Origin of the sequence: Vibrio mangrovi (genome assembly GCF_024346955.1) — a bacterium.
GTDB classification, from domain to species: Bacteria; Pseudomonadota; Gammaproteobacteria; order Enterobacterales; family Vibrionaceae; genus Vibrio; species Vibrio mangrovi.
In genome coordinates this window covers 50,975-71,556 of sequence record NZ_AP024883.1, presented here as the reverse complement: position 1 = coordinate 71,556, position 20,582 = coordinate 50,975, and the positions used below count along the sequence as shown (strand labels likewise).

General features: G+C 46.5%; 17 protein-coding genes. 3 read left to right on the top strand and 14 right to left on the bottom strand.

Going from position 1 to position 20,582, the window contains the following annotated elements:
• Position 1 precedes the first annotated feature (1 nt).
• From cpaB to OCU74_RS00295, 6 genes are all read right to left on the bottom strand, one after another.
• Complete coding sequence (cpaB, locus tag OCU74_RS00320) at positions 2-745, bottom strand: Flp pilus assembly protein CpaB (protein WP_087482753.1); 744 nt, start codon at positions 743-745, stop codon at positions 2-4.
• Positions 742-2,088: an AAA family ATPase gene (locus tag OCU74_RS00315; RefSeq protein WP_087482752.1), complete on the bottom strand. Its 1,347-nt coding sequence runs from the start codon at positions 2,086-2,088 to the stop codon at positions 742-744. The genes cpaB and OCU74_RS00315 overlap by 4 nt, the downstream gene beginning before the upstream one ends.
• Before the next feature lie 14 nt (positions 2,089-2,102).
• Positions 2,103-2,609, bottom strand: coding sequence for an A24 family peptidase (locus OCU74_RS00310; RefSeq protein ID WP_087482751.1), 507 nt, complete (start codon positions 2,607-2,609; stop codon positions 2,103-2,105).
• A gap of 76 nt (positions 2,610-2,685) precedes the next feature.
• Positions 2,686-2,838 carry a Flp family type IVb pilin gene (locus OCU74_RS00305; protein ID WP_143693302.1) on the bottom strand — a complete coding sequence of 51 codons (153 nt, stop codon included), beginning with the start codon at positions 2,836-2,838 and terminating at the stop codon, positions 2,686-2,688.
• A gap of 107 nt (positions 2,839-2,945) precedes the next feature.
• The gene (locus OCU74_RS00300; RefSeq protein WP_087482750.1) at positions 2,946-3,116 is read right to left on the bottom strand and encodes a fimbrial protein; all 171 of its coding nucleotides are present in this window, start codon (positions 3,114-3,116) and stop codon (positions 2,946-2,948) included.
• A 707-nt stretch (positions 3,117-3,823) separates the two neighbouring features.
• Positions 3,824-4,423 (bottom strand): hypothetical protein, encoded by a 600-nt coding sequence (locus OCU74_RS00295; protein WP_087482749.1) that lies wholly within the window; start codon positions 4,421-4,423, stop codon positions 3,824-3,826.
• 1,010 nt (positions 4,424-5,433) lie between these two features.
• Between OCU74_RS00295 and OCU74_RS00290 the strand changes: the two genes are divergently transcribed.
• Positions 5,434-5,619 carry a hypothetical protein gene (locus OCU74_RS00290; RefSeq protein WP_087482748.1) on the top strand — a complete coding sequence of 62 codons (186 nt, stop codon included), beginning with the start codon at positions 5,434-5,436 and terminating at the stop codon, positions 5,617-5,619.
• 45 nt (positions 5,620-5,664) lie between these two features.
• Here OCU74_RS00290 and OCU74_RS00285 read toward each other — a convergent pair whose 3' ends face one another.
• On the bottom strand, positions 5,665-6,792 hold the full coding sequence (locus tag OCU74_RS00285; protein WP_087482747.1) for an SEL1-like repeat protein: 1,128 nt from the start codon (positions 6,790-6,792) through the stop codon (positions 5,665-5,667).
• A gap of 845 nt (positions 6,793-7,637) precedes the next feature.
• Here OCU74_RS00285 and OCU74_RS00280 point away from each other — a divergent pair.
• Positions 7,638-7,823 carry a hypothetical protein gene (locus OCU74_RS00280; RefSeq protein ID WP_087482746.1) on the top strand — a complete coding sequence of 62 codons (186 nt, stop codon included), beginning with the start codon at positions 7,638-7,640 and terminating at the stop codon, positions 7,821-7,823.
• Positions 7,824-7,868: 45 nt separating this feature from the next.
• Here OCU74_RS00280 and OCU74_RS00275 read toward each other — a convergent pair whose 3' ends face one another.
• The 3 genes from OCU74_RS00275 to OCU74_RS00265 are packed head-to-tail and all read right to left on the bottom strand — an operon-like array spanning position 7,869 to position 11,503.
• Entirely contained in the window at positions 7,869-8,252 is a 384-nt protein-coding gene (locus OCU74_RS00275) for a hypothetical protein (protein ID WP_143693300.1), read from the bottom strand.
• A 14-nt stretch (positions 8,253-8,266) separates the two neighbouring features.
• Positions 8,267-9,004, bottom strand: coding sequence for an SEL1-like repeat protein (locus OCU74_RS00270; RefSeq protein ID WP_087482744.1), 738 nt, complete (start codon positions 9,002-9,004; stop codon positions 8,267-8,269).
• 3 nt (positions 9,005-9,007) lie between these two features.
• Positions 9,008-11,503 (bottom strand): hypothetical protein, encoded by a 2,496-nt coding sequence (locus tag OCU74_RS00265; protein ID WP_143693299.1) that lies wholly within the window; start codon positions 11,501-11,503, stop codon positions 9,008-9,010.
• A gap of 522 nt (positions 11,504-12,025) precedes the next feature.
• Here OCU74_RS00265 and OCU74_RS00260 point away from each other — a divergent pair.
• Positions 12,026-12,211, top strand: a complete 186-nt coding sequence (locus OCU74_RS00260) for a hypothetical protein (RefSeq protein ID WP_087482742.1) — start codon at positions 12,026-12,028, stop codon at positions 12,209-12,211.
• 47 nt (positions 12,212-12,258) lie between these two features.
• Here the strand turns inward: OCU74_RS00260 and OCU74_RS00255 are convergent, their stop codons facing one another.
• Genes OCU74_RS00255 through OCU74_RS00240 form a run of 4 tightly spaced genes read right to left on the bottom strand, consistent with a single transcriptional unit; the run spans position 12,259 to position 20,140 of the window.
• A complete protein-coding gene (locus OCU74_RS00255; protein ID WP_087482741.1) occupies positions 12,259-13,386 on the bottom strand; it encodes an SEL1-like repeat protein in 1,128 nt (375 codons plus the stop codon).
• 3 nt (positions 13,387-13,389) lie between these two features.
• On the bottom strand, positions 13,390-17,424 hold the full coding sequence (locus OCU74_RS00250; protein WP_087482740.1) for a LysM peptidoglycan-binding domain-containing protein: 4,035 nt from the start codon (positions 17,422-17,424) through the stop codon (positions 13,390-13,392).
• A complete protein-coding gene (locus tag OCU74_RS00245; RefSeq protein WP_087482739.1) occupies positions 17,417-17,983 on the bottom strand; it encodes a DUF4123 domain-containing protein in 567 nt (188 codons plus the stop codon). Before OCU74_RS00245 ends, OCU74_RS00250 begins: the two co-directional genes overlap by 8 nt.
• A 3-nt stretch (positions 17,984-17,986) precedes the next feature.
• Positions 17,987-20,140, bottom strand: a complete 2,154-nt coding sequence (locus tag OCU74_RS00240) for a type VI secretion system Vgr family protein (protein WP_087482738.1) — start codon at positions 20,138-20,140, stop codon at positions 17,987-17,989.
• Positions 20,141-20,582 lie beyond the last annotated feature (442 nt).

Genomic DNA, 20,582 nt, shown 5'->3' with positions numbered 1-20,582 from the left:
CTCACTTCCGGACCCGGACACGCGAAGTGTCGGTGCCTTTGATAATCGTGACACTCGGGGCCACATAAGTCCGGGTTGGCTTCTCAACAGCCTGCGGATTACGCAGTGCTAACTGAATTTCCCCTTTGCTTTTGGCAGAGAGTAATTTTTCAGCCTCTTTCGGAGAGACTTCTAAAGTCACAGCCCGGACAATCACCGGTTTATTGGCATCAGTTCTGGCTGTCTGATCCACTGCCAGGACTTTGATATCTTTAAGAACCGTGGTGGTATTTGCAGAACGCTGGCCGTACTTAATCGTATTGAGCACATCGACCCGGTTTCCCGGCAGAAGAAAGCCTGCAACCCCAATCACATCATTGACCCGAATCGTGACCGCCCGCTTATCTTCAGGAATCAAGACTGCCAGTGTCGCCCCTTCTCCCTGCTCAGTCAGGTGCTCTGCTATCACGATTTCTCCCGGATAGATATTGCTGGAAGCGACTTTGCCAATCAGCGCCTGCTCATCGGTAAACTGTGATTCCGAGCGCCAGCTCTTCTCCAGTAACTTACGTGACACATGCTGCTCTTCGATCACGGTTCCGGCCGGAATTTCAATTGAAGCCACCACAACCGGCTCCCGCTCAACGACCTCGACTTCAGCCTGAGGCTGCATCTGGCTCGTCATCCATTGTCTGGCGAAAAAGACCGCAGCAAGACCAAAGATGATCGAAAGCAGAAAGAGTAAAATAACTTGGTTTCGGCTCATCGTTTGCCTCCTCCATTTCCATCAGACGTGAAATAAACCTCCCACGCCCGCTCCAATACAGCCGGTGTTATCACGGGTTCTGCTTCTTCAAAGGCAACAATATCCCGGCTAATGCCCACCAAATCTTTTGGCAGACACGGATAAAAACCGACTTTGTGTTGACGGTGAAGCCGCAGCAGCGTCTCGAAAGCAGACATATCGAGTGATAAAGATCGCTGGGCTGCAATTTTTTCCCATAGCGCCTGGTAATCCGCATGCGCCAGAGGGTGAAACTGAATTTTGTATCCGAGCCGGCGTAAAAAAGCCGGATCAGCAATAAGTTCCGGGCTCAGATTGGTTGAAAAGGCCAGCGTCAGAATGAAAGGAATGGTGATCTGCTGACCATTGGGCAGTGACAAATTGTCAAAGAAGTACTCCATCGGAATAATCCAGCGATTGAGCAAAGTGGCAACCGGCATAGTCTGCCGACCCAAGTCGTCAATAATCAGAATCCCGTTGTTCGCCATCATCTGTAACGGCGCAATCCAGACCCGATTGTGTTCGGTATGGTTCACTTCCAGCATCGACATGGTCAGCTCACCACCGACCTGCACACTCGGTCTTTCACACAAGACCCAGCGTTTGTCATACTGGTCTTTAAACGAGAAGCTTTGCTGGCTCTCTCCGGAGTCGACCGGTTTATGGTGTTGCGGTGAGAACACCTTGATAATGTTACCTGCCGCGTACACAGCGTAAGGAATATAAACCGAAGTATTGAGGGAATTGAGCACCCGGGTTGCGACAAAAGTCTTCCCGGTCCCGGCGTCCCCGTACAGCAGTAATGCCCGTCCGGAGTTAATCGCCGGACCAAGCACAGGAATCAGCCGATCGGCACCATAGACTTCCTGCAACGCATGCGTCACATCTATCCGGGTCACCTGATGCGCTCTGACATCCTGCTGTCTGACAATCCGGTTATACTCATCCAACGATACAGGAGCCGGGCCTAAGTAAGCATCTTTGGCAAAAGCAACATCAGCTTCCTGACTTCCGGATTCAGACAATCCGTAACGCACATTGCCGGACTCTTTATAGTTCCCGCCGAGTTCTCCCTGAAAGACCTCAACCAGAGATTTGCGCCGTAAGTCTTCCAGCAGAATCTCAACCATATGACTGCTGATTGATATCGCATTAGTCAGTTGCAGAAGATTCGACTTGGGATAAGCGGAAAGCAGCTTAATCAAGAGATTTTCCAGCACCGTTCTGGGTATTTTCAAATCTTCAAACGCAGTCGGCACCTTCGGCGCAGCGGCCTGCGGTTTCAATGGCGAGCGATGAAGATTAACCTGGCTGTTACTGCTCATAATCTCACCTTTTCTTATCCATAAAAATGGTGATGAAGGGCCAGACCGACAACAACGACCGGCGCAAACGGCATAAATGACTTGCCATGTGTATGCAATCCATATCTATGCACGAATACGCCGTCGCCCATCACGCTGCTTGCATGATGGTGTTGCTCTGAATGCCATGTCACGGAGGATGGCGGCAGAGCCAGGTACATCAGCCCAATCAGTACACTGCTTACCCCGATCCAGAAAACCCCATGCAGGAGATTTCCCCAACCAAGATAAACCCCGACCCCAGCCAATAACTTGACATCTCCCGGAGACATGAACCGGAGAAAATAAAATCCCAGTCCAATAGAAAAGAGAAGAGCACCAGCACATAAATCCAGTCCCCAATCTGCCCAGCCAGAGCTAAAGCTCCACTGATACAGGGCACCGGACAGAACCAGTAACACCACCAACTTATTTGGTATGCGGTGTTCTTTCGCATCGCAGACGGCGATGACGAATAAAATCAGCCAAATTATGAACGACATACGATGCTCCCAACGTAACTTCTATTACCTGGAACACCGAGGAATCACCAAAGCCTGACTAAAAAGATAAAAAGAATTAAAACAGGTTCATCAACTCCTGAAGGAGCGCATTTCCCCATGCAGAAAATACAGTGACCAATACCACGCTCAATAGTGCTGCTGAAATAACATACTCAACGACGCTTAGCCCTTCTTCATCGAAGATAAAACGGATTATATGTCTCAACATTTTCACCTCTGCGTGTCATGATCTTAATGTTTATAAATAACGTTTCAGATACCGTGCCTGTAATCACCTAATCCACTACTGCATACGCACAGATAATCTCTTAACCCTTAAGCTCCACCGAATACAGTTGCCAGCTCAGCAGAAATAATGTCTCCCCATCCACTGAATACTGCAGCCAGGGCAGCAACCAACAGACCAGCACCGACAACATATTCGACGACGGTCAGGCCTTCCTCATCTTTCCAAAAAGCTTTAAATTGACTCATTAACGCTTTCATAACCACGCACTCCTATGTATGTAATGGTTCACTACAAACTTTAGAGTGAAGCTGCGGGAGTGGTTAGGACTTTTTTGACCAGCGAATAGGACTTTTTTAACTTTGCCATTCAAGTAGGCGCATAAATAGTGTGTGAATTCACGCACTATGCACCTAGGTTAATTGACTGTTTTGTCAATCACTGAGTTTGTCAGGTGGGGTTATGTAAGGGCAATGTCAATCAGTTGTATAAGTCTCATTTATGAGACTTGAATACATAAAATACATTATTTTTGGGGATAATGTCTTTGTTGAATATTCATAATGTTATTGATATTGGTGGTTGGTGGGGATTAGTCTTTTTATTTCAGTTGGTTTAATGATAGAGCACTGTTCTATTTGGTTAGTATTGTGTGGTGTTCATCGTTTCTCAATTTCACTCGTATCACGCTCAAATCATGGCGTTTACTCTGCTGGTATGATGCGCTCAAAGTTTTTTAATTTCAGCAATATCTCCGTCAGCGCACCAGTTACTTTTGATGGATGTCAAAAGTAACCAAAAACATCTGTTTGGGCTTCAACGCACGCTATCAGGGGCGGATTTATTCGCTCCTGCTCAACAAATCCTGAAAAATCCATCCGTGGATTTTTCCCCCTGAGTTCATCGATCAATTGAGCCTTTATAAGGCGTCACCCAAGTAAAATTGACTACCAGACGAAAAACATCTTCACCCAAAAGCCGCCGCAAAATTCTGGAGTTCCGGCAGATGCTCCGGCACTTTCCCCTGAACGAGATCTTCATTGATTTTTAAAATGACCGACTTAAACACATCGGTATTACTTTTCAGCCCCTGAGCAGTCATCAGTGCCTTGACTTCAAACAGACTTTTCTCATTCAGTTTCAAAGAAAACCTTTTGGAAGCTCTGGCCTTCGCCAGATCAGACTCAAGTAACTGGCTCAAATCACACGCCGGATATCTGCCACGACTCAATGCATGCAGGTAATACAGCACTAAAGGTTTGTTAAAACTCTCCGTAAGCGTCGGATCGATCTTTTGTGCAGCGAGAGTAAGAATATCCAGATAATGTGCCGGTAAGCGAACATCAACTGAAGTTTTTACCTTGTTGTATTCTGCACGAACCTTAGCCGTCGACTGCTTTGGAATACTGACAACCTTTTGGCAAGTATCACACACCGCAGCCAGAACATTTTTCACCGTACCCGATTGATCACTAAAATCGATATCCCGAAGTGCATAGGTTGCCAGAGACAAGCCACAAACCGGGCAGACAACTTGCCGTTTATCACCTTCTTTCACAATTTTCATCTTACACTCCGCTCTCGAGACTGATTGTCTCCCATAGCCTTACTTCACCGAATCCCATAGGCAAGTCTGGTTATTATGTCATTGATTGGTCGGTGTAGAGGTTCTAAAAAAGTATGAGGTTTTGGGAGTGATTTCTCAATTTCAATCGTATCATGCTTAAATCATGGCGTTTACTCTGCTGGTATGATGCGCTCAAAGTTTTTTAATTTCAGCAACATCTCCGTCAGCGCACCAGTTACTTTTGATGGATGTCAAAAGTAACCAAAAACATCTGGTTTGGGCTTCAGCGCACGCTATCAGGGGCGGATTTATTCGCTCCTGCTCAACAAATCCTTAAAAATCATCCCTGATTTTTCCCCCTGAGTTCAGTGGATTCAATAGACTTCTTGTGTAATAAAAAAATTAATGGGATCTGCTGCAATAAGGAAAAATTTCAGGGAAGAAATTTTAGGCTTTTCCGGGCAGGAAGCCCGTAAAAGACGATCCTGACCCACAAGCGACCAAGCCAAATAAAAAAAGATTTTCTGGTTCCTCTTTCATCTCTGAAAGAGGAACTGGCGCACATGACACTCATGTCGCTGAAACCACAAAACTGATTGTGCGTCATACCTCGATGCTAAAGTAAATCGAATCAAAGCAGAATCAATCGTGAACTCACTCGCAAAATAATCACTCACCAAGTATTAGAAAAGTATGAGATTTCACCATATCACTCGTGCTTTATTGCTCCGTCACTCGCCAGCAAATCAGACACCGTTTACTCTGTGCTGGCACCGGAAAATCTGGTGCCGGGATTGGAACACCGATATGTAATCAAAGGCACGTAATATACTGATCTTGTATCAGCTCTTTTTTATGTGTAGCCTTGACACACCCATATTATGGTGAGCTGGCAAGGCAGCTTTGTGCTGGCCGTAACCTTTGAGCGGTAGTTCCAACCTTGTTCAGTTCACCACTCAAAGATTGGAACCTTTGAGTGGTTAAAGTAAACCATGTCAAAGGATACAGATATGCAAAATCAAGAACCTCACCTCGGTCTCCACCTCTCCGCCCGCGGCTATTTACTCGACCTTCTCATCATGAACAGCGATCCCAGTACCAACCAAAATGAGCTACGCGAGATCCTGCTGTTTCTCAATAATTTGATTACGTTTGATGAAATAAATTTGAGGAAAGAAGAAGCAGAAGAAATATAATTAATATAAAAATGGGGATCAACAAATGATCCCCATAGAAGTAATTTATGGTCTTGGATTCATTTCATCGATATAGATCATCGGTGTCATTCTTTTAAAAATTACACTTGCCATATCCCTTACTTGTAATTCTTCTGCCTCAGTCAACTTTTCTATTTTGTTTTTATGTAATAGAAACTTAAAGGTACTAAAACTATTCTCATCATCATCTTCTTTGTATATGTCAGTCACATATGAACAGGCAGATGCTGTAATTATATCTATTCTATCACCCGAATTATCTAGATAATAATGAGAACAAAAAAATGGACTTGAGTTTATTTTCATACTTTGCCTTGCCATTTTAGACAAATATTCTTTTTTATAAAGATCTTGATTAAAATAAATAAAATTTGAGATTACTGGTGAAAAATTATTATTAGCCATTAGATACGCTAGTTTAGAAATTATTTTTCTTTCTTCTATATCGTATTTATCTTCTTTCTCAAAATAAGTTAAATATGATTGATCATTATAATCAACAACCATCCTCATCAATGGCTGATAATAATGATTTTTTGCATTTTCAGTAACAAGCTTCTCTAGCTTTTTATGAGCATCTTCAGAGCTATTTTCATCATACTGAAGTAGATAGTATTTTGCTTTTTTATCCCCTTTATCGGCACGCTCTTGTAGGAGTTTTCGTCCTAATTCACCCCATTTTTGATCACAATAACTACTCATTCTTCTCCGACATTCGTAATTATCGCTATCTAACCGTAGTGCTGCATAAGGATTCCCCAATTCAGCAGATTTCTGGAATAACTCAGCCGCAGGACCTCCGGAATAATAGTTGTCCCGGTAAGTAATTTGAGCCAGCCAGTACATTGCATCGGCATTGCCTTGTTCTACCAAGGGCTTTAATAGCTCTTCTGCCAAGCCCTGACGGTGTCTCTGAATATAAAGCAATGGCTCATAGAGTGGATCTCCGGGGCGATAAGTACTGGAAATATATGGATCCGGGTTAAATGGCTGACTTTCTTCAGCCATTTTCAGCAGTTCAGTCAGTACTTTTGGCCCTTCTGCCTGACGGGACTGAAAGCCGGAAGGCATCATCAGATAAGCACCGCTTAAGACTCCAATACAAATAAGTACAAAAAGTGTTCTGTAAATCAGTCGTTTCTTGATCTTCATGATTTATAGTGTCCAGTCCTGTTCTTGCCACGGTTTGTAGCTTGTTCTGTTCCAGATAAAGCCTTTCTCTACCGTGGTCTCATCAATTCGTTCTTTGATTACTTTCCGATCCTTAACCACCTGATCTTTATCGCCAAGGTGTGCCTCACTCAGTCTACTCGTGACTCTACGCGGCTGTTTAATGCGCAATTCGTCTTTTAATTTCAGTTACTTCAGTGCTCGCGCATCAGTTACTTTTGATGGATGTCAAAAGTAACCAAAAACATCTGTTTGGGCTTCAGTGCTCGCTATCAGGGGCGGATTTATTCGCATCCTGCTCAACAAATCCTGAAAAATCCATCCGTGGATTTTTCCCCCTGAGTTCTGTGGGTTCAAAATTCATCTCATTTCAATAATACCAATAGACTCATTTGAGAAACACCGATTATAACCAAATCAGAATATGAATCTTGATGAATTGAAAGATAATCAAGAACACTGTGAAACCACTCGCAAAATAATCACTCACCAAGTATTAGAAAAGTATGAGATTTCACCAGATCACTCGTGCTTTATTGCTCCATCACTCGCCAGCAAATCAGCCACCGCTTACTCTGCACTCGCACCGATAAAATCCGGTGCCGGGATTAGGAACCCTGCGCTAAAACTCAAGACATGTAGACGTCAGCATATGCAGACTTTACTATATGCAGTCTCGTCGCACCTGAATTATGGTGGACTGGACAAGGCTGATTTCGGTCAGGCCGTTTCCTTGAGTGCGGTAGTTCCTAACCTCGTTCAGTTCACCACTCGAAGATTAGGAACCTTTGTGTGGTGGTATTATTCATCTACTCAGGGAGTTACCAATGTCAAACTCACAACCCAATTTCAACTTACACCTCACCGCTCGCGGCTATCTACTCGACCTTCTCATCATGAACAGCGATCCCAGCACAGATCAAAATGAGCTACGCGAGATCCTGCTGTTTCTTAATAATTTGATTACGTTTGATGAAATGAATTTGAGGAAGGAAGAAGCAGAAGAAATATAATTAATATAAAAATGGGGATCAAAAAATGATCCCCTTAGAATTAAATTATGGCCTTGGATTCATTTCATCTATGTAGATGGCAGGTGTCATATTATCAATAATATCTTTAGCTATTGACTGCGCTTTCTTCAACTCATCTTTTGTTAATGGGTCAATATGGTTATGACGTATAGAATAATCATATATCGTCATGTTTTTTGTATCGTCTTCTAGTGTATCATCAACAATAGAACATGCAGCTCCCATAATCACATTATCTCTATCACTATTTTCTACATCAGAATAATAACTTCTACATATATAGAGATTACTATAAGTATGTATACTGTGTTTGACTAATTTTGACATATAAGGACGAGGAACTAAATCTAAGTTACTGTAGATAGTATTATTAACCAATGGGAGAAAATTGTTATTTGCAGCTAACATAGATAACTTAACTACTAATTTTTTTTCTCTGCAGAAAGAGGTTCATCTTGTTCTAAAAAAGGCAAATAGAATCTACTGGTATAATCATAAACTAACCTCATTAATGGCTGATAGTAATGATTTTTTGCATTTTCAGTCACTAGTTTCTCTAGTTTTTTATGCACTTCTTCAGAGCTATTTTCATCATACTGAAGCAGATAGTATTCTGCTTTTTTATCCCCTTTATCGGCACGCTCTTGTAGGAGTTTTCGTCCTAATTCACCCCATTTTTGATCACAATAACTACTCATTCTTCTCCGACATTCGTAATTATCGCTATCTAACCGTAGTGCTGCATAAGGATTCCCCAATTCAGCAGATTTCTGGAATAACTCAGCCGCAGGACCTCCGGAATAATAGTTGTCCCGGTAAGTAATTTGAGCCAGCCAGTACATTGCATCAGCATTGCCTTGTTCTACCAAGGGCTTTAATAGCTCTTCTGCCAAGCCCTGACGGTGTCTCTGAATATAAAGCAATGGCTCATAGAGTGGATCTCCGGGTCGATAGGTGCTGGAAATATATGGATCCGGGTTAAATGGCTGACTTTCTTCCGCCATTTTCAGCAATTCAGTCAGTACTTTTGGCCCTTCTGCCTGCCGGGATTGAAAGCCGGATGGGATCATCAGGTAGGCCATAAATCCGCCAACACCTAAAATAACAATGCCAACTAATGTAAAAAGTGTTCTGTAAATCAGTCGTTTATTGATCTTCATGATTTATAGTGTCCAGTCCTGTTCTTGCCACGGTTCGTAACTTCTTCTGTTCCAGAAGGGGCCTTTCTCTACCGTGGTCTCCGCAATTTGTTTTTTGATTACTTGCCGATCCTTAACCACCTGATCTTTATCGCCTTCTTTTTCAACCCGAATGGTCAGGTAACTGACTTCACCATCAAGAATATGCGCAAACTCATCAGCACGATCTTCAGCTTCATAGTGATAGCGTTTCATGTTGCCACATAATACCTCACTACAAGAAACAAAAAGTTTTTGAAGATTCGTTATATCCTGATCTCTCCCATAACCAAAGGCTAATTGATTGATAAATTCCGCCAACTGCATCCAGCTCTTGGTAAAACGCTGCCACTGAATCATCGGGCGCTGGGCGCTTTCAAAGTTACCGCCCATGCGGATCAGGGTTTTTTCAAACTGCTGGCGCTTTTTCTCAATATCCACTTCACTCGCCGTCGGTTTCGGAGAAATCCATTGAAGGATTTGCACAATTGCCAGCGCTTTATTCACTTCCTGATTCTGCCGGATCCGCTCTTCTTCTTTATTTTCGAACCAGCCACCTTCGTTTTGGTTACTCAGGCAGTCCAGCAGATTACACAGAGTCTCCGGCGGCAGGTTAGAAACCCACAACTGAGTTCTCTTTTTCTTATCGTCCGAGGATTCCAGAATACTATCCGCTATCAACGGTGCATAGTCTTCCTGCAACCCATCCTTGCGGATAAATTCAAGGGCTTTGGCCGGGAGGAGCAGTGCTTCACCCAGAGTCAGGCCGAGTGCAACTGCGAGGGTCAGGCGGCGGTTGAGTTCTTCAAAGTCTTCGTTCCGGCCTTCGTTGTCCAGTTCACCGAATGCTTCGATGCGTTTAAAGCCCGATTCGTTCAGAACGGCCAGCAAACACTGAATAAAGCGGTCGACGTTCAGGGCATCCAGCGCGATGGCGACTTTGCCTGATGCGCCGGGGCCGCAGACCAGCTTCGCCGCAGCAATCACATACAGCGAGCCACGGTGGAAGGTAATGCGGAACTGAGCGGAGAAACCGACACCATAACTGACCGCAGCCTGAACACCGAGACTGCCCAGCCGCATCATCTCATCCCCGGTGGCGCTGCCGGAAATATCAACCACCGGCGGGCGCCAGTAGACTTCGCCACTCAGCTCACCACCGACTTCAACTCCGGCAAAGGCATCCATCGTTATACCTGCTTCTGCGGCTGAATTCTTTCTCACCGCATCGGCCACTTTTTTCCCGGCAGACTGCTCCGACTGCGGCAGATTCTGCTCTGGTGCAGCCCGCACCTGAGTCACCTCTCCGGCATTATAATCAGCAACCGTAATCGCCTTGCCCCGCACACCAAGCGAACCATCTTTGGTCGTCGCCGGGCCGAAACACAGATTCCCGGCAATACTGACACTCGCCGCAGCAAGGCCGTAAATCGTCGCGGAAACCTTCAGGAACATCTCGCCGCCCGGATAGATCTTATCCTGCTCCTTACCATCGATCCGCGCAACATAACGAATCTCCAGCGGTTGCCCTTCAAAGTGTTTTTTGTCTTTCCCGTCGGCATTGACGTCTTTCAGCGGGAACCACGCTTTCGCCGTCAGTTGTGCCCGGAAGAGTTCCGCACTCAGATTGATTGAACCACCCAGCGTCGTATCCGTATTGACCATCAGGTCGTTGTATTCGCTCAACGGCAGGTTCAGATTCGTCTTCGCACTCGACGACAGACGCATAAACTGCGCCGAAGCGTCCACCACATACTGAGAGGATTTGCCGTCCGGCCCTAACCCTTCTTCCCAGTGATAACTGTCCGACCAGAAGGCCGGTGGCTCCGATTTTTTCTCCGCTGCCAGATTCAGAGGATTGAGCAGAAACTTACCATTAAACATACTTGCTTTAAAAGCATTCGCCGAACCTGTCTTGACTAATGTCCGGATCGCTTTCATCGTTTCAGCCAGCGTCGGGAAAGCATTGGCCTGCACCGATTTGATATTCTCCGGCGTTTTGCTGTCTGCCGCCGGGCTGACCAGCGCAACCTTGGTGGTAATATCTTTGATATGTGTTTTTGCTTTCTGCTCATCTTCCTTATCGGCAGGCAGATACCAGGCCGGGCCGCGTACCCAGCCCAATGTGCCTTCTGACATCAGCACACATTCCACTACCTGAAGGTCAGCCTTGCCGGTATCCTTACGGAAGACGCCGGTTTTTTTCTCTTTCGGCTTATATTCTTTCTCTTCCCACAACAGCAGATAGCTGACCGGGATTTTATCGCCGCTCAGATAGAAGTTTCTCAGTGAATCTTTGCCTTTTTTGGCTCGCGACTCCGCCAGTACTCTCAGCGCTTCCATCCGCGCCATCGCCAGTTTTTTCAGCCACAGCAGGTCACCGAACATATCCGGTGCCGGCATCCGTTTATCCTGATCGCCGTTATCGAGCCCCAGCAGGTCGTCTAAATCCGCCAGCCATTTAGAGAGCGTCGCATCCACCAGTTTGACCAGTGCCAGACACGGATAATATGCCCACTGACCGGCACTGCCCTGATTTAAAATCTCAAATTAATAACAAGAACAATCTCATTTGAGAAAATCCGATTATAACCAAATACAAATATGAATCTTGATGAATTGAAAGGTAATCAAGAACACTGTGAAACTACTCGCAAAATAATCACTCACCAAGTATTAGAAAAGTATGAGATTTCACCAGATCACTCGTGCTTTGCTGCCCCGCCACTCGCCAGCAAATCAGCCACCGCTTACTCTGTGCTGGCACCGATAAAAATTTGGTGACGGGATTCGAACCCTGCCTTCACACTCAAGACATGTAGACGCTAGCCTATGCTGGCCTTACTATATGTAGCCTCACATATGTCAATTATGGTGGGCTGATGAGGCTGACTTCGGTCAGGCCGTCTTCTTGAGTGCGGCAGTTCGAACCTCTCAGCTCACCACCAAAAGATTCGAACCTGTTGGTGGTAACGACATTCAATCACTCAAGAAGGTACTACTATGCCAATGTCAAAACCCAACCAAGATTTACACCTCACCGCCCGCGGCTATCTGATTGATTTTCTTGTGACCAATACCGATCCCACCACTGATCAGAATGAACTACACGAGATCCTGCTGTTTCTCAATAATTTGATTACGTTTGATGAAATAAACCTGAGGAAAGAAGAAGTAGAAGAAATGTAATTAATATAAAAATGGGGATCTATAATCAAGATCCCCATAACATAAAATTATAGTCTTGGATTCATTTCATCGATATAAATCATCGGTGTCATTTCACTAAGCATGTTACTTGCTATATTTTTTACTTGAATGTCTTCTGACTCAGTAAGTGGACTTAATTTATTTTTTTTGAGTAAATATTTAAAGGTCCCCAAACTATCCTCATTCTCATCATCCTTCATAAGATCAACTATATTTGAACATGCCGCAGCAGTTATTATTTTAGATCTTGTACTATATTCTTTCTCTAAATAGTAATGAGAACAAAAAAATGGATTTGTATTTATTTTTATACTAGCCCTTGCTACTTCTGAAAGATATTTTTCTTTATACAAATCCTGATTAAAATAAACAAAATTCAATATGGCTGGTGAATAATTATTATTTACCATCAGCATGACTATTTTAGAGATTATTTTTTTTTCTTCAACGTCCAACTCTTTACTCTTCTCAAAATAAGTCAAGTATGATTGATCGTTATAATCAACAACCATTCTCATCAGTGGTTGATAATAATGATTTTTTGCATTTTCAGTCACTAGTTTCTCTAACTTTTTATGCACATCTTCCGAACTGTTTTCATCGTATTTCAATAAATAATACTCAGCTTTTACATCACCTTGCTCAGCCCGCTGTTGAAGAATTTTTCTCCCGAGTTCTCCCCATTTAGGATCACAATAGCCACGAAGATAAAGGCTACAGTCTTCACTGCTCACATCCAGACGCAACGCAGCGTAAGGGTTGCCCAGTTCTGCTGATTTCTGGAATAGTCTTGCGATCTCTTTTCCCGCATAAATGCTGCCACCAGAGATATGAGCCAGCCAGTACATCGCATCAGCATTGCCCTGATCTACCAAAGGTTGTAGGAGTTTTTGTGCAATATCCCAGCGCTCACGCTGGATTGCCAGCACCGGCTCATACAATGGATCTCCGGGTCGATAGGTGCTGGAAATATATGGATCCGGGTTAAATGGCTGACTTTCTTCCGCCATTTTCAGCAGTTCAGTTAATACCTCTGGTCCTTCCGCCTGCCGGGACTGAAAGCCGGAAGGCATCATCAAATAAGCACCGCTTAAGACTCCGATACAAATAAGTACAAAAAGTGTTCTGTAAATCAGTCGTTTATTGATCTTCATGATTTATAGTGTCCAGTCCTGTTCTTGCCACGGTTTGTAGGATGTTCTGTTCCAGAAGAAGCCTTTCTCTACCGTGGTCTCATCAATTCGTTTCGTAATCTCTTGCCGATCCTTAACCACCTGATCTTTATCGCCTTCTTTTTCGACCCGAATGGTCAGGTAACTGACTTCACCGTCAAGAATATGCGCAAGCTCATCAGAGCGATCTTCGGCTTCATAGTGATAACGTCTCATGTTGCCACATAAAATGTCACTATATTTCTCAAAATTTTCTTTTGCAGTCTGTACTCTCGCATTCTGCACGCAACTGTTTATCAACTGAGCCAATTGCATCCAGCTCTTGGTAAAACGTTGCCATTGAATCATCGGGCGCTGGGCGCTTTCAAAATTCCCGCCGATACGGATCATTGTTTTCTCAAACTGCTGGCGTTTTTTCTCCACATCGGCTGCACTGGCACCTTTTTTGGGTAAAATCCACTCAAGAATTTGCACAATAGCCAGAGCTTTGTCGACTTCCTGATTCTGCCGGATCCGCTCCTCTTCTTTATTTTCGAACCAGCCAGCCTCGTTCTGGTTACTCAGGCAGTCCAGCAAATTACACAAAGTCTCCGGAGGCAGGTTCGAAACCCACTCCTGATTACGATTTGCTTTGGTCTTATCCAAGATATTCTTGGCAATCAACGGCGCATAATCTTCCTGCAACCCATCCTTGCGGATAAATTCAAGGGCTTTGGCCGGCAGGAGCAGTGCTTCACCCAGTGTCAGGCCGAGTGCAACGGCGAGGGTCAGGCGGCGGTTGAGTTCTTCAAAGTCTTCGTTCCGCCCTTCGTTGTCCAGTTCACCAAATGCTTCGATGCGCTTAAAGCCCGATTCGTTCAGAACGGCCAGCAAACACTGAATAAAGCGGTCAACGTTCAGGGCATCCAGCGCAATGGCAACCTTGCCCGAGGCGCCGGGGCCGCAGACCAGTTTCGCCGCAGCAATCACATACAGCGAGCCGCGGTGGAAGGTAATCCGGAACTGGGCGGAGAAACCGACACCATAACTGACCGCAGCCTGAACACCGAGACTGCCCAGCCGCATCATTTGATCCCCGGTGGCGCTGCCGGAAATATCAACCACCGGCGGGCGCCAGTAGACTTCGCCACTCAGCTCACCACCGACTTCAACTCCGGCAAAGGCATCCATCGTTATACCTGCTTCTGCGGCTGAATTCTTTCTCACCGCATCGGCCACTTTTTTCCCGGCAGACTGCTCCGACTGCGGCAGATTCTGCTCTGGTGCAGCCCGCACCTGAGTCACCTCTCCGGCATTATAATCAGCAACCGTAATCGCCTTGCCCCGCACACCAAGCGAACCATCTTTGGTCGTCGCCGGGCCGAAACACAGATTCCCGGCAATACTGACACTCGCCGCAGCAAGGCCGTAAATCGTCGCGGAAACCTTCAGGAACATCTCGCCGCCCGGATAGATCTTATCCTGCTCCTTACCATCGATCCGCGCAACATAACGAATCTCCAGCGGTTGCCCTTCAAAGTGTTTTTTGTCTTTCCCGTCGGCATTGACGTCTTTCAGCGGGAACCACGCTTTCGCCGTCAGTTGTGCCCGGAAGAGTTCCGCACTCAGATTGATTGAACCACCCAGCGTCGTATCCGTATTGACCATCAGGTCGTTGTATTCGCTCAACGGCAGGTTCAGATTCGTCTTCGCACTCGACGACAGACGCATAAACTGCGCCGAAGCGTCCACCACATACTGAGAGGATTTGCCGTCCGGCCCTAACCCTTCTTCCCAGTGATAACTGTCCGACCAGAAGGCCGGTGGCTCCGATTTTTTCTCCGCTGCCAGATTCAGAGGATTGAGCAGAAACTTACCATTAAACATACTTGCTTTAAAAGCATTCGCCGAACCTGTCTTGACTAATGTCCGGATCGCTTTCATCGTTTCAGCCAGCGTCGGGAAAGCATTGGCCTGCACCGATTTGATATTCTCCGGCGTTTTGCTGTCTGCCGCCGGGCTGACCAGCGCAACCTTGGTGGTAATATCTTTGATATGTGTTTTTGCTTTCTGCTCATCTTCCTTATCGGCAGGCAGATACCAGGCCGGGCCGCGTACCCAGCCCAATGTGCCTTCCGACATCAGCACACATTCCACCACCTGAAGGTCGGCCTTACCGGTATCCTTACGGAAAACACCGGTTTTCTTCTCTTTCGGTTTATATTCTTTCTCTTCCCACAACAGCAGATAGCTGACTGGGATTTTATCGCCGCTCAGGTAGAAGTTTCTCAGCGAATCTTTGCCTTTTTTGGCTCGCGACTCCGCGAGTACTCTCAGCGCTTCCATCCGCGCCATCGCCAGTTTTTTCAGCCACAGCAGGTCACCGAACATATCCGGTGCCGGCATCCGTTTATCCTGAGCGCCGTTATCGAGCCCCAGCAGGTCGTCTAAATCCGCCAGCCATTTAGAGAGCGTCGCATCCACCAGCTTGACCAGTGCCAGACACGGATAATATGCCCACTGACCGGCACTGCCCTGACTGAGCAGTGATTTCACCATGCTCTCTTCAGTCACCTTACGGGTGCCATCCATATTTTTGGCATGCAGCGCTTCTTTATTCACACCGAGTTCATTCAGCAAATCTTCGACCAGCTTCTTCCCTTCGGTGATTTTGACCGGCAGACCATTGTCCGTGAAAAATTTGTTTTTCCGCCAGTCTTTGTAATCTTTTTCCAGCGTTTCCGGCCCCAGATGCGCTGTTGATGTACCTTCCAGCTCTGCCATGGTCAGGCACTGCTCTTTCACCACATAACCATGCTTGTTCAGCTCATTCAGATACATGGCAAATGTAAAGGCCATCGGCAGATTACTGTAGGAATACGGCCCGGCGGTCACATACTGCTCCGACTCACCGGCATCACGAGCCGCAGCACATTTGTCCATAAACTCGTTGGCGAGTTTGACTTCCCGGTCCCAGAAACGTGTCACTTCCTCTGTGGCCTGTTCGTGTGTATCAAGCGCCAGATCAGCCTCAGTGCCCCAGATTCTCCGCTCGCGGATAATCATCTTCACCGCACTGGCAATCTCTTTTTCATAGCCACTGGTAAAGTAACGCAGTTTCTTGTCATAAACATAGGCAGAGCCGTCATCAGCTTTTTTATTTTTCGCCGTGAGTTCTGCGACGTCATCCAGTTTTTTGATCTCGTCGTCCAGATGATCCTGTAATGTTTCCTTTAATTTCTCTCTGGCCTTCTCCAACTGGTGAGCTTCCTGAATGGATTCCTTAAAATAGTCTTTCATATCTTGGCTGGTGAGCAGGAAACTCAGGCCGACAGTGTTGGTCGCCATGACGCTAAGTATCATATAGGACTTGAGTTTTTCCAAAGTGACATAGCGATTGAGCAGTTTTTTAGTATCGATCCCTTCCTGCTCGGCCAGACTCATGATGAAACCATTTTCACCACCGTTGTGATACTTTTTAGCCGCGCCGGAACGAATGGTCTTTCTGGCATGGAATAAAAAGCGGTAACGGTTCAGATCATCCTCTGATTCGAGGAACATCTCATGCGGGCTGGTATAAAAGCGGGAGAGAACACCAAGACGATTGAGGTTTTGAATCGTCTTCGTCTGATCTTCAACAACAGATTCTGCCAGTAACTGATGCTCAGACTGAATCGCTTTTTTCACTTCGTCGGTAATGGCGTAAAACGTTTTTTTCTCAGTCTTGGGATGCGACGGAACATAGAGAATATCGGTATACGGTGTGTCTTTGCTCGAGCAGAGTTCACCGGAACAGGCATCCTTTTCCGGCGGTTTAGGAATCTCATCCCGGCTGCCGGGCTGGTTATCAATCGCCGTTTCCGCATCTTCTCCGGGCAGAAGAATTTCGTCCCCGGCATAGATCAGATCGATATCATCAATCAGATCACTATTCAGCTTTTTAAGCGCCTCTGTTGATGTGCCGAAGCGTTCAGCAAGCAGACTTAAACAGTCATCGGGTTTTATTTTATAAATTCTAGGCGTATCGGTTGTATTAGCCATAACGTTGTTCTACCAATGCTTTGAATACGGGGGATTTTAAATGGTACGGTAACTGGGAATCACTCCCGGCTCCGGCTTGTGGCAGTTGTCTGAGTGAATGTCCATTCTGTTGACTATCGACCCAACTCATCACCTGACACGGGCCAAGCAGAGTGCATCGATCTTCTTCTGATAATTCGGTGGCAACATCATCCCACATCGGGCTGGCGTAGTAACGAAACAGAATGGGTGACTCATCGACGACGACATAAAGTAATGCCTGAAAGTGCTGAATCACAGATTCAGTTGAGACAGAAGCATCACAGGAAAACAGCACACTACTGCTACGCAGAGCAAAGTCTTCCTTCAGTTGCCGCTCTATCTCTGCAACTCCGGTGTAACGGAAAGCAACCGGGCTCTGCTTCATTAAATGGTCAAACGGCGTACCGGCAAACAGGCGGTGCAGCTCAACTTTTTTCTCATGCTGATAGACAAGCTGTTCAATGTCCGGAACACGGACAGAGTCCACAACCAGCCAATGCTCCAGTGAATTGTCCGGTAATTCTGGAAATATTCTCATGGTTTACGCCTCCGCCGCTGTGCAAGGGCAGTCTGACCGTGGACAAGTCCCGTCCGGCTGGCGCTGACACATTTTCGACATCGGTGTGTTTTGCATAGAAACACGTTCAAACGCTTCCGCCTGAATATTTTTCGGGGAAGCCAGTGTGTAGACTTCCGGCGAAGCTGGCGTCTGGCTGGCACTGATATCCAGCGCCTGCGCTTCCTCCGGCGCTGTCAGCGCGGTCAGAACATTCGGCATCGTCGCAACCTGACCGCCGTAGCCGGAGCCGCTGCCGGCACTGCCGCCGGAGTTGAGGTTAATCGCACCACTGACCACATGCACGCCACCGGCGTCGACTTTGACAAAACTGCCGCCGACTTTGACTGTGATTTCATTGCCTGCATCCAGAACCACGGAATTACCGGCTTTGAGATGCACTTCACTGCCGGAATCAAAGATGGTCTTCTCACCGACTTTCTGATGCAGCGAGGCATCGGTTTCCAGCGTCAGGTTCTGAGTGATGCCGGTGCGCTGTTCGCCGTCGATACTCAGATGGTCGTTCATCTGCACATGGCTGTAGCGGTCGTTTTCAACCGTCAGGTGACGGTCGTGCTTAATCTGGGTGGTGCTGTCGTTTTCAACCAGCGCTTCATAGTCTTTCTGACCATGCAGGTAAATCTTCTCGCTGCCCGACTGGTCTTCAAAACTCAGTTCGTTAAAACCGGTGCCCTGATGGGTTTGAGTCCGGATGACGGTTTTGGTTTTGTTGTCCGGCAATGTATACGGCGGTGTGTGCGTCGCATGATACGTCCGCCCAGTAATAATTGGCTGGTCCGGGTCACCGTTGAGGAAGGTGACAATCACTTCGTGGCCGATGCGGGGAATCGCCATCATGCCATACTGCGCACCGGCCCAGCCCTGCACAACCCGTACCCAGCAGGAGCTGTTTTCGTCTTCATTGCTGTAGCGGTCCCACGGGAAAGAGACTTTCACCCGGCCATGTTCGTCACAGTAGATTTCTTCACCTTCCGGGCCGACCACGGTCGCCACCATCGGGCCATCGACCTGCGGTTTAGGCTGCGGCTGCATCCGCCACAGATTTTCCCCCGGAATGGCAACAAACTGATTGCTGTAAGTGGTTGCGCCGCTGCCACCGGACTCTTCCAGTGCCTGTGGCTGGCTACCCTGATGGTCGATACCAACAATCAGCCAGCTGCGGTTCATCGCCGTATCAAGGTGGTCCGCCAGTGTGAACACCACACCGGCCTGAAGTTTGGCCTGATTACTTTTACCTGAAGCGGTATGACTGGCCCGGCGCAAATATTCCAGCCGGATCTGGCTGAAAGCTTTGCCGCTGGCATCGTCTTTATAACGTCCCGGCGCATCATAGTGTTGGTAGTTTGGCAACTGATAGTCCATTTCACTGCCGAGCGCCGACTGTTTAAAACTGTAGGTTGGCTTTTTAAAGCTGTATTCACCAAAGGCAACTTCTGTTACCTCAGACTGTTTCTCTTCACTTATCCCGGAAACATACGGTGTGTCGGCCACGCCGCCGGACAACACATTATACGGCACGGTGCCATTCAACTGGGTAAACCCGGCGCTGTTATCGGTGACGATTAAGGTGTGTTTTTCGGCTTCATGACTGAAGGTGTACATCAGGCCTTCTTCTGCCGCCAGACGGTGGAAGAATTCTAAATCGGTTTCCCGGTACTGAACGCAGAACTCCCGTGGCGCACATTCCCGTTTTACGGAGAAGGCGTAGTCGGAGATGTTCATTTCAGAGAGGAGGATTGCCAGAATCTCAGGGACAGTTTTCTGCTGGAAAATCCGGCTGTTGTGGCGCAGGGAAAGCCGTTCGAGAGAAGGCACCAGTGTCAGGGAATAATAGGTATGATGATGTCCGGTATCGCCCCGGCTGAAGCTGCGCACAATGCCGTGAACCTGCTGCACCACTTCGTCATTGCGAATGACCTCCAGCACGGCTGCGGTATCGACCAGCTGCTCGGCACTGATGCCTGAATCGCGGCTGGCCAGTTCGATTTGGTAACGAAAGCCGTAGACCGGATTTCCCTGTGCATCAAATGAATCAGAGATTGATTCGTGACCCTGATAGTCGCGAACCACCAATGATTCTCCGGCTCCACTGACAAGACGGAAGTTCAACGTTCCCATACGATTTACCTGACATTGTTTTTAGTGAATGAAATAAGTTTTTAGTTAATGAAACAAAAGTTCTTATGCAAAACACCGATTATAACCGGATGAATATATGAGTCTTGATGAAAGTGAAAAATTGGCGGGAAAATCAATAGGAAAGCACTTTTCCTGAAGGAACATCTCAGTTCTGAACCATCACCCCGACCATCTTCCTTATCCTAGGGCTAGCCCTAACAACACACATACCAGAATAACCTCCGAAGCGGATACGGCCTGACCAAAGTCACTCAGGTATATTTTCTGATTCTTTTATATTTTCTAATCGCTAGTTTTAATAACAATTATTTTTAACAACTATTGGTTTTAACAATAACGGATTGCAAATAAAGACAATGTTGCCCACCATACGGTGAGCAACAAGACAATCAAAGCATTGTCTGACAGGCACATCACGTGC

Coding starts and splice junctions, on each gene's coding strand:
- OCU74_RS00260 (WP_087482742.1), top strand. CDS start 12,026: ATGCCAATGTCAAAACCCAACCAAGATTTACACCTCACCGCCCGCGGC.
- cpaB (WP_087482753.1), bottom strand. CDS start 745: ATGAGCCGAAACCAAGTTATTTTACTCTTTCTGCTTTCGATCATCTTT.
- OCU74_RS00240 (WP_087482738.1), bottom strand. CDS start 20,140: ATGGGAACGTTGAACTTCCGTCTTGTCAGTGGAGCCGGAGAATCATTG.
- OCU74_RS00280 (WP_087482746.1), top strand. CDS start 7,638: ATGTCAAACTCACAACCCAATTTCAACTTACACCTCACCGCTCGCGGC.
- OCU74_RS00255 (WP_087482741.1), bottom strand. CDS start 13,386: ATGAAGATCAATAAACGACTGATTTACAGAACACTTTTTGTACTTATT.
- OCU74_RS00285 (WP_087482747.1), bottom strand. CDS start 6,792: ATGAAGATCAAGAAACGACTGATTTACAGAACACTTTTTGTACTTATT.
- OCU74_RS00290 (WP_087482748.1), top strand. CDS start 5,434: ATGCAAAATCAAGAACCTCACCTCGGTCTCCACCTCTCCGCCCGCGGC.
- OCU74_RS00305 (WP_143693302.1), bottom strand. CDS start 2,838: ATGTTGAGACATATAATCCGTTTTATCTTCGATGAAGAAGGGCTAAGC.
- OCU74_RS00270 (WP_087482744.1), bottom strand. CDS start 9,004: ATGAAGATCAATAAACGACTGATTTACAGAACACTTTTTACATTAGTT.
- OCU74_RS00245 (WP_087482739.1), bottom strand. CDS start 17,983: ATGAGAATATTTCCAGAATTACCGGACAATTCACTGGAGCATTGGCTG.
- OCU74_RS00300 (WP_087482750.1), bottom strand. CDS start 3,116: ATGAAAGCGTTAATGAGTCAATTTAAAGCTTTTTGGAAAGATGAGGAA.
- OCU74_RS00250 (WP_087482740.1), bottom strand. CDS start 17,424: ATGGCTAATACAACCGATACGCCTAGAATTTATAAAATAAAACCCGAT.
- OCU74_RS00275 (WP_143693300.1), bottom strand. CDS start 8,252: ATGTTAGCTGCAAATAACAATTTTCTCCCATTGGTTAATAATACTATC.
- OCU74_RS00295 (WP_087482749.1), bottom strand. CDS start 4,423: ATGAAAATTGTGAAAGAAGGTGATAAACGGCAAGTTGTCTGCCCGGTT.
- OCU74_RS00310 (WP_087482751.1), bottom strand. CDS start 2,609: ATGTCGTTCATAATTTGGCTGATTTTATTCGTCATCGCCGTCTGCGAT.
- OCU74_RS00315 (WP_087482752.1), bottom strand. CDS start 2,088: ATGAGCAGTAACAGCCAGGTTAATCTTCATCGCTCGCCATTGAAACCG.